Below are 7,432 nucleotides of genomic sequence, written 5' to 3'. Positions count from 1 at the left end.
GGGTATTGCCGCGTACCGAGATCTCGCCTTGACCCTCAATCGGCGCGGGCGTGATGCGGCGCTCAAGCGAGCTTGCCTGCACCGTCAGCTGGCGCCCCGCATCGAAGGCGATGACGGTCCCGTGCGCAACGTCCTGCACTTGCAGCTGGACCGTATCGACGAGGACGATGGAGATGCTGCCGCCAGGGTGGGAGCCGGTCGTCGTGACCGTGTGCGGCCCGCGAGTGACGTTGCGGGAATCGGCATCACCCGTAGGCGCAGAGATCGTCGCAGGCCCACTGGCAATGCGTGCGGCGAGGAGCGCGGCGTAGTCGCCGCCATCCTGTGCACGCGGCACAAGCCAGCACTCGTCGGCCGTGCCGACCTCGGCAAGCTCGGCGTCGACCGCTTCGGCAGATACCCGGCGCATGGCTAGGTGAAGACGCCCGAGACTTCCCAGTCGAAGGTATTCGTGAAGCTCAGCGTGCCACCAATGTTGAACGACACCGTGTTGTCGTCGGCGTGGTGGATCAGCGTCACGCGGTTGGCCGCGTTGCCGGCGCCGCCGTTGGCGTCGAGGCCCACGATGGCCAGCTCACCGTCCGACGCATCGTCGTAGGTGGCATCTGCACTGTCGTCGGTCAGGGCCGTTAGATCGATCGTGGTGCGGCGAGCGGGTGCCGTACCGACACCATCGGCAGTCGCCCCGAAGTTGGCGGTGGTGACAGTCACCTCGCCATAGATCGTGCCTAGGCTGCCGCGGGTGACGTTCGTTGCGGTATCGGTGGGAGTGCGGCCGCAGACGATGAACGTCGCGGTGTTCTGTCGGACGTAATCGATCTGGGCGTCGATCGCTTGGACGCCTACGCGCTTGGCCATTCTTTCGTTCTCCAGAAACGAAAAAACCCGCCGGAGCGGGTTCTCGGGCGGGTTTGGGGGATCGGAAACGAAAACGCCCCGGGGTCTTTCGACTCCAGGGCGCTTCATCCCCACACTAGGGATTTAGGTGCAATTCTGGGCGGCCCAGTGCCTACCTGTCAAGCGCGATAGCGCGCCGGCCGCGATTGCTGTTGCAACAACTCCAGGGCTCGCCCGTTCTCCTGGGTGGCAATCTCGATCCAGCACGCGACGGACGATCGAATGATGTCCGTGAACCGCCGATATTCGGGACGCGACAGACCCACCACCGCGCACTTCTCCCGCTGCCCGCCAGTTCGCTGCACCCACTCCATGCGCGCCACATCCATCATTCGGCGATCACCGCGGACGAGATTCGCGAGCACCATGTCGGCGACCATCGCGTCCCAGGAGGTTGGTTGCACCAGGACCGCATGAGCTCCGACGCCTTCGTTCGTCGAACGCGGGGCGTCCCCGTGAGCGTAGCGATACGTAAGCGGCGCCCTAGTACGGATAACCCCCTTGCTGTCGGGGAGGTCTGGGCTATCCGTCGACTTGGCCGAGCGGTGTTGCCGCTTCGGGACGTGCCTCGGTGCGGGCCAGACGCTTCCCCCTCCTCGGCTCGGGTCGAGTTGGGTACGCCCCCATGCGAGCATCGCGCGCTCGCCCGCTGCTGTTGGGTCCACGCTCACGGCCGAAACATCGCATCGACCAGTACACCCACGAACACCAGCGCGCCGATTGCGCCAGCCAGCGCGATCACTTGGAGCGCCAGCATCATCGGCTTGTGCATGTCTAGGCGCTTCATGCCGCCATTCCCCGACGGACCCACCCGCGCAGCCACTTCGCTTGGCTGGTGTCGTTCTGCACGATGCGCGCGTAATGGTCGAGCACGTCAGCGCGGTACAGGTGAGCGAGCCCGCGCTGATCCTCGAAGCCGTTAACCGCCGCCAGCGTGACCGGCCCCACAATGCCGTCCGCCTTCACGTCGACCAGCCGCTGCAGGGCCTTGATGGCGCGCACCTGGCCGGAGTGAACGGCGAAGAGCAGTAGTTGCGTGACTAGGTGTTGGCTGGCCACCGGCTCAAGCTGCATGGTTGCCCAGTACGATCGCCTGTAGAAGTCTTTCACCAGGTAGGCCAGCATCGAATCCGCCCGCGTCACCGGCTGACCGGCGTCCAGCATTTCGTCGATCTTGCGCCAGCCGGACCAGTCGCCGTGGTTCTTCCGGGTGATGCCGGAGAACGTCATCCCGCCGCGGTCGTGCGGGTCGTCGACGATGCCGTCGCCTTCGAAGTCCATTAGCACCGCGTACGCCGGATCGTATTCAGCCATCAGAGCAACCCCACAACACGTAACGCCTCATCAGGCGAGTTAACCGTCGCCACTTGACCCGACCACCCGTCGCGGAATTTCTTTTCATCCCGCGTCAGCTGGCGTTTGCTCGGAATCTTCGACCCGTCCTTGATCTCAAGCAGGTAGTTACGCCCCGCTACGCCCACGACGATGTCGGGGAAGCCGTTACCGACTGCGGCCGTGCTGCTCACGCTGCAGCCGCACTTGCGGAGCGCTTCGACCACGTCGCCTTGGTTATCATCTACCTTGGCCGCGCGCCTCACGCCGCGAACCTCGCGAACCTAGCCGACGCCGGAACCTGCCAATTCCGCGACCGGAACGTCATGCCGTCCACCGCGGCACGCCAGTTCCACCCCGCACGCTCGGCCGCGGCCTTTGTCAGCGCCGCGGTGCTCTCGGCGTTCTTAGCGCGCAGACTCTTGAGGGCCTCACGTACCTCGCGCTCCTCAGCCAAGCTGATGCCCTTGGCCTCTCGCTCTGCCTTGCGCCGATCGGCTAACGCCTTGCGTCGCTCCTTCACGCGCTTCAGTCGACCACGCTCGAAGCGGCCAATTGCCTCAAAGGTCGGCATGTCGCCGAGCGCGCCGTAGACCTTACGGATGTAGCTGACGGTGTCGCGGTGTAAGCCGGTTTCCTGGTAGATCACCTCGCAACCTGTGCCGCCGAGCATGTCTGAACGGCGTAGCGCTCGGCGCAGCTTCGGGTCAAAATCCTTGGGCAGAGGCGGGAGGTAGTTGTCGGCGGTGGGGGGCATCACTTTCTCCGGTAGTCCGACCAGGCAAACGGAATCGACGCGCCGTTTTCCAGCAAGCGCGACACACCTCGGTCGGTTAGGTAGGTTGCTAGGTCGGCGAGCGGGTAGTTGCTGGCGACGATGGTCGAGCGGCGCTCCCGGTAGCGGGCGTCGATGATCTCGCACAGCATCAATCGCTCGTCGTCTGTGGCACGCTGCACGCCGACCTCATCGAGCACCAGCATCTCGCGCTCAACGAACTTGCGCAGCACCTGGCCCTCGCTCTCGTCGGTGCTCCACGAGTCGCGGAACCTGCGCACGGCGTCCATCGCCGTGATGTACATCGCGCTCCGGCGATGCGGCAGGATGCAGTGCCGCGCGATTCTGCACGCGAGGTGTGTCTTACCGGTTCCGGTCCCGCCGGTGAGCAGCAGGCACTGCCCGCTGTCCAGCATCTTCGGCAAGTCCTCGGCGAACTCGCGCATCACCTCAAGCACCCGCCGCTGCTGCTCACGCTGCTGGTCGTTGCCCCACTCCCGCCACTCAACGCGCTCGTGGAACCGGGCGGGTATCCCGGCCTCCTGGAACGCGATGCGCGCCGACTCCTGGGGCGTCACCAGGCCCTTTGGCGCGAAGGTGGGCTGCAGGGTCGGGGTCGTGCGGCGTGCCCGAAAGTCGTCCAGCGTGACGATGTCGGCGAAGTGCCGCGGCGTGTTGCTGCTCATCGCGAACCCCCTAGGGCAGACCGAGCCAAGTCGATCTCGCCGTAATCCGTGGCCTGCGGGTCGGGCACGTCCAGCGACGGACGGCCACGCATCTCGGGCTCCCGCTGATACCAGCGAGCCCAGCAACGATCCCAGTCGGTGTACGGCCGCTTGAACTCGAAGAGTCGGAAGTTTTCCAGGGCCCGAGAGGCGCCTTGCTGGCCGAGTCTGGCGACCGCCTTGGCCATGGCCTCGGGCTTCGGATTCCAGGTCTTCGGAACGACCCTCGATCCACGAGGTTTTTTGCTCGGCGACGCGGGGGCGTTATCGCCCCTCTTCTCTTGTCTTAGAGAAGTCTTAAGAAAGTCTCTGTCTTTATTGGTGGCCTCAGTGACGACACTAGCGTCGTCACTGTGGACACACTGGTGTGTCCCTGGTGACGACACTGGTGTGTCCACAGTGACCACACCCTCATCCGCTAGTGTGTCCGCAGTAACGACACTAGGTGTGTCTTTGGCGACGACACTAGGAGTGCCCTCAGTAACGACACTAGGTGTGGCCGTAGTGACGACACTAGCCCAGCGTTCCGGGTGCTTCTGGATGCCAAGTTCACGGGGTGTCGTGCCGGACTTGGGAGCGCCCTCGAGGACCATCTTTCGGTCGATCAGTCGGGTGATGATCTTGCCGACGTTTCGGCGATCGAGGGAGGTGGCGTTGGCCAGGTAGGTGAGCCCGAGGGGCCAGAACTTCGGTGACCCGTGGCGCCCCCAAGTGTTGCGCGCGATGACCATGAGCACGCGCATCTCGCGGCCAGTGATGTCGGCGCGCACTAGGGCCTCCAGGTAGCCGTGAGCGAGGCGTGTGAAACCCTCTTCCACCTGGGGGCCTGCCATCAGGCGCTCGCCTCCACCACCGGAAGCCATCGCGTCCCGCTCGAGGCAACCACCCCCGCATCGAACAGCTCGACGCAAGCCGCCTCGACGTGCACGTAGTCCGCACCCCACGGCTCTATCTCACGGAGCTTCCTAAGCAGCATGTACGTGGTCAGGCCTTCTGGGTGGCTGGCGAGGACCCCGGGAATCTCTTCCCTGCAGAACTGGCGGGGCTTAACGGGCATGGTCGGGCAATCCGATGTGAGGGGATTGATTCGCTGCGGTCGCTTTGGCTTCTGGGGTACTGTTGCCCTCCCGAGAACCGCAAGGACGAGACGATGCGCCCGACACTGCTGCTACTGACCCTGCTTGCCTCATGCTGCGCATGGGCTGGGCCCTTTGGGGTGGAGATGGGCGATAAGCGCGACGATCCGAAGTTCGACGGCTTCGATGGCGAGGGCAGCTGGCTTAGACGAGGCGAAAATCCCCCGGAGCCACACCCGTACCTTGAGCACTACACAGTGACGTTCTCGGACAAGTATGGTGCGTGCACAGTCCTGGGCGCGGGATCGAGCGAGGAGGACGACCGCTACGGCCTGAAGACCAAAGAGACAGTCGACTGGCTGGCGAAGCAGATCTCGTCCAAGTACGGCAAGCCGAAGGCCCTTACGGACGAAGCGCTGCCCAACTCTGAATGGGCCGGCCCGGAGAATTGGACCAAGGCGATCGCAAAGCGCGAGCGAACCTATGAGTATGAGTGGGAGCCTAAAGGGCGACCCAACAGAGTTCAGAGGATCTACGTCGCTGCCACGGGGTACTTCACCTTCGACGACAAACCCGTGGGCATGGTCGGAGTGAAGTTCGTGTTCGCCAACATCGACGCGTGCGAAGCTGAAGACATCGCCAGGGGGGCCGAAGCTTTCTAACCCCCTCACTGCCCCGCCCCTACCTCGTCGACCGACTGCGAGCCGACGGGCGGTAAGGTGTTTACCTTAGAAAAATCGATTAGTAGATTCAGGTGACCCTCGCTCGTCAGGACGCTAATGAGCGGGGCTACCGTGTCGTACGAAGGTTTCTCGCTTCTGCCATACGCTATGCCGAGAATCGTGTCATACGGAACGCCGCTCTTCGCAGACAGATCCCGATACGCTTTTCGGCGAAGGATCGCGTCGCGAATGGCCTGGGTTGGAGTACTCATGAGCCAGGATTATTAGTCACAATCGACTAATTCGCAAGTCAGACTTGCGCGCGCGCCATCGCTACGCTATGGGCATGAATTTGCTATCCATAATCCGCAAACAGCTGCGACTGCTCATGGACGAGCATGATTTCGAAAATGCCAACCAGATGGCGTCGGAATCACCAGTCTCACAAAAAACCATCAACAGGTGGCTTAACGAGGCGGACGAGGAAGGTGACTCGTTACCTTCGCTTCAAGTGCTGCGGGACATAAGTTCGGCCTTTGATTTGCCGCTGTGGCAACTCATCAGCCCATACCCGCTCAACAAGAAAAAACGCGAAGTTGCTCAGCGACTTATGGAAGCCTTAGAAGTCGCTGACAAAGAGGGTACGGATCACCTGCTGTCCACTGCTAACCGCGAGCTGCGATCTGTCGACTGAGCGCAGCGGTTGTCGATCGCGCTTCGTCGCACAGAAGCTCGACCTGTCTCAAGTCGCCGTGCTGGGCGACAACCTCGATCGTATCTAGAAGAATCTGAAGGCGCGCAGTAAGCGCGTGAAGATCCTTGTCCTCTTGGGGTTGGGCATCGTTTCCCATTAGACCTCCCAGCAGCACTAGTCAGATGTGACTTGCGTTATTAGTCATCTTCGACTAACTTGGGACGCACGGTCAACTGACGCCGTGGTAGCCCCACAAAGACAAGTGAGTCCTAGGTGGGGTGTTTCACAGGAGACACCAATGCCCACCCCCACCTACCAACACCACGACCACACCCGCCCCAACGCGCGCCTGCGCCGCATCTACGCGCTGCTCGACAACCGCCGCAGCCTGACGCCCAAGCAGCACGCGACGCTGGATCGCCTGATGCTGCGGCAGTGCGAGGCGGATCGTCGGTTGCTGGGGACGCGGTCGTGAAGGTGCGCACCGACCGACTGCGCAAGGTGGTGCGGGCGCTGCGGGAGTCACCTCCTCCGGAGTCCTTCACGATGCGGGTGTTCGGCCAGGGTTGTGGCACTCCCGCCTGCGCCCTCGGCCACTATGCCGCTCGTCGAGACTTGCAGCGGACATTCAAGCTAAGCCCCCACGGCCTTCTCCGTGGGGGCGACGGCACCAGGCTTTACGATGCCTACGGCGCCGCAACTGAACACTTCCAACTTAGCGGGGACGATGTAGCAATCGAGCTCTTTGGTGCTCACGGCTGCGATGACGCCGCCACCGCCGAAGGGGCCGCCGACTACATCGAGGCGTTCTGCGATCGCGTAGAGGCGCAGTCATGAGCGCCAACCCCGCCCCACCCGTGCCCACCCTCGCCGAGGAGCGCGCCGACGACTTCCGCCACCCGGTGGCCGTGCAGATCGAGAAGGACAGCGCAGCGTACTGGCTGCGGCTCCTCACCAACGAAGACTGGGCCGCGCTGATCCTGGCGCAGTGCGCTGAGCGTGACATCGACGCCGTCCGGTTCCTGCGCGAGCGTCTGAATGCGCAGTTCGTGGATTCGTTGGGCAAGCAGCGCAAGTGAACCCCCTCGACCCATCACCCGGCGTGACGTTCGCCCGCGCGACGCTGCAGTCGTCCGCCGGCACGTACCCCTTCCACATCGTGGACCCGGACAACCCGAGCCGGGTGCTATGCGGTGGCCTCACGATCAGCGCTACCACCCAACTCGAGTCATCGGTAGCGGTCCGCAGCCGCTGCAAGAAATGCCAGCGCG

General features: G+C 63.4%; 15 protein-coding genes. 6 read left to right on the top strand and 9 right to left on the bottom strand.

Features of this window, described 5'->3' with window-relative positions; all coding sequences use genetic code 11:
- The 9 genes from AAGA68_27060 to AAGA68_27020 all read right to left on the bottom strand — a co-directional run.
- Positions 1–409 (bottom strand): hypothetical protein (locus AAGA68_27060; GenBank protein MEM9388731.1); only part of this gene is annotated, 409 nt, incomplete at its 3' end.
- Between the two features lie 2 nt (positions 410–411).
- Positions 412–858, bottom strand: a complete 447-nt coding sequence (locus AAGA68_27055; GenBank protein MEM9388730.1) for a hypothetical protein — start codon at positions 856–858, stop codon at positions 412–414.
- A gap of 158 nt (positions 859–1,016) precedes the next feature.
- Positions 1,017–1,301: a hypothetical protein gene (locus AAGA68_27050; protein MEM9388729.1), complete on the bottom strand. Its 285-nt coding sequence runs from the start codon at positions 1,299–1,301 to the stop codon at positions 1,017–1,019.
- 379 nt (positions 1,302–1,680) lie between these two features.
- Complete coding sequence (locus AAGA68_27045; protein MEM9388728.1) at positions 1,681–2,211, bottom strand: glycosyl hydrolase 108 family protein; 531 nt, start codon at positions 2,209–2,211, stop codon at positions 1,681–1,683.
- A complete protein-coding gene (locus tag AAGA68_27040) occupies positions 2,211–2,495 on the bottom strand; it encodes a hypothetical protein (protein MEM9388727.1) in 285 nt (94 codons plus the stop codon). The genes AAGA68_27045 and AAGA68_27040 overlap by 1 nt, the downstream gene beginning before the upstream one ends.
- Positions 2,492–2,986, bottom strand: coding sequence for a hypothetical protein (locus tag AAGA68_27035; protein ID MEM9388726.1), 495 nt, complete (start codon positions 2,984–2,986; stop codon positions 2,492–2,494). The genes AAGA68_27040 and AAGA68_27035 overlap by 4 nt, the downstream gene beginning before the upstream one ends.
- Positions 2,986–3,690, bottom strand: a complete 705-nt coding sequence (locus tag AAGA68_27030) for an ATP-binding protein (GenBank protein ID MEM9388725.1) — start codon at positions 3,688–3,690, stop codon at positions 2,986–2,988. Before AAGA68_27030 ends, AAGA68_27035 begins: the two co-directional genes overlap by 1 nt.
- Positions 3,687–4,562: a replication protein gene (locus AAGA68_27025; GenBank protein ID MEM9388724.1), complete on the bottom strand. Its 876-nt coding sequence runs from the start codon at positions 4,560–4,562 to the stop codon at positions 3,687–3,689. The genes AAGA68_27030 and AAGA68_27025 overlap by 4 nt, the downstream gene beginning before the upstream one ends.
- On the bottom strand, positions 4,562–4,786 hold the full coding sequence (locus AAGA68_27020; protein ID MEM9388723.1) for a hypothetical protein: 225 nt from the start codon (positions 4,784–4,786) through the stop codon (positions 4,562–4,564). The genes AAGA68_27025 and AAGA68_27020 overlap by 1 nt, the downstream gene beginning before the upstream one ends.
- Before the next feature lie 93 nt (positions 4,787–4,879).
- On the opposite strand from AAGA68_27020, the gene AAGA68_27015 reads away from it, so the two are divergent.
- From AAGA68_27015 to AAGA68_26990, 6 genes are all read left to right on the top strand, one after another.
- The gene (locus tag AAGA68_27015) at positions 4,880–5,467 is read left to right on the top strand and encodes a hypothetical protein (protein ID MEM9388722.1); all 588 of its coding nucleotides are present in this window, start codon (positions 4,880–4,882) and stop codon (positions 5,465–5,467) included.
- 388 nt (positions 5,468–5,855) lie between these two features.
- Positions 5,856–6,161, top strand: a complete 306-nt coding sequence (locus AAGA68_27010; GenBank protein ID MEM9388721.1) for a helix-turn-helix transcriptional regulator — start codon at positions 5,856–5,858, stop codon at positions 6,159–6,161.
- Positions 6,162–6,459: 298 nt separating this feature from the next.
- Positions 6,460–6,636: a hypothetical protein gene (locus AAGA68_27005; GenBank protein ID MEM9388720.1), complete on the top strand. Its 177-nt coding sequence runs from the start codon at positions 6,460–6,462 to the stop codon at positions 6,634–6,636.
- Positions 6,633–6,998, top strand: coding sequence for a hypothetical protein (locus AAGA68_27000; protein MEM9388719.1), 366 nt, complete (start codon positions 6,633–6,635; stop codon positions 6,996–6,998). The genes AAGA68_27005 and AAGA68_27000 overlap by 4 nt, the downstream gene beginning before the upstream one ends.
- The gene (locus AAGA68_26995) at positions 6,995–7,240 is read left to right on the top strand and encodes a hypothetical protein (protein MEM9388718.1); all 246 of its coding nucleotides are present in this window, start codon (positions 6,995–6,997) and stop codon (positions 7,238–7,240) included. Before AAGA68_27000 ends, AAGA68_26995 begins: the two co-directional genes overlap by 4 nt.
- Positions 7,237–7,432, top strand: a 196-nt coding sequence (locus AAGA68_26990) for a hypothetical protein (protein ID MEM9388717.1), incomplete at its 3' end; no start/stop codon positions are given. The genes AAGA68_26995 and AAGA68_26990, both read left to right, overlap by 4 nt.

It is taken from the genome of Pseudomonadota bacterium (assembly GCA_039193195.1).
In the GTDB taxonomy this organism is placed as follows: domain Bacteria; phylum Pseudomonadota; class Gammaproteobacteria; order Steroidobacterales; family JBCBZW01; genus JBCBZW01.
The sequence above is the reverse complement of the archived record's forward strand: the minus strand, read 5'-3'. Positions and strand labels throughout refer to the sequence as shown.

Coding starts and splice junctions, on each gene's coding strand:
- AAGA68_27035 (MEM9388726.1), bottom strand. CDS start 2,986: ATGCCCCCCACCGCCGACAACTACCTCCCGCCTCTGCCCAAGGATTTT.
- AAGA68_27030 (MEM9388725.1), bottom strand. CDS start 3,690: ATGAGCAGCAACACGCCGCGGCACTTCGCCGACATCGTCACGCTGGAC.
- AAGA68_26995 (MEM9388718.1), top strand. CDS start 6,995: ATGAGCGCCAACCCCGCCCCACCCGTGCCCACCCTCGCCGAGGAGCGC.
- AAGA68_27045 (MEM9388728.1), bottom strand. CDS start 2,211: ATGGCTGAATACGATCCGGCGTACGCGGTGCTAATGGACTTCGAAGGC.
- AAGA68_27005 (MEM9388720.1), top strand. CDS start 6,460: ATGCCCACCCCCACCTACCAACACCACGACCACACCCGCCCCAACGCG.
- AAGA68_27025 (MEM9388724.1), bottom strand. CDS start 4,562: ATGGCAGGCCCCCAGGTGGAAGAGGGTTTCACACGCCTCGCTCACGGC.
- AAGA68_27020 (MEM9388723.1), bottom strand. CDS start 4,786: ATGCCCGTTAAGCCCCGCCAGTTCTGCAGGGAAGAGATTCCCGGGGTC.
- AAGA68_27010 (MEM9388721.1), top strand. CDS start 5,856: ATGGACGAGCATGATTTCGAAAATGCCAACCAGATGGCGTCGGAATCA.
- AAGA68_27015 (MEM9388722.1), top strand. CDS start 4,880: ATGCGCCCGACACTGCTGCTACTGACCCTGCTTGCCTCATGCTGCGCA.
- AAGA68_27055 (MEM9388730.1), bottom strand. CDS start 858: ATGGCCAAGCGCGTAGGCGTCCAAGCGATCGACGCCCAGATCGATTAC.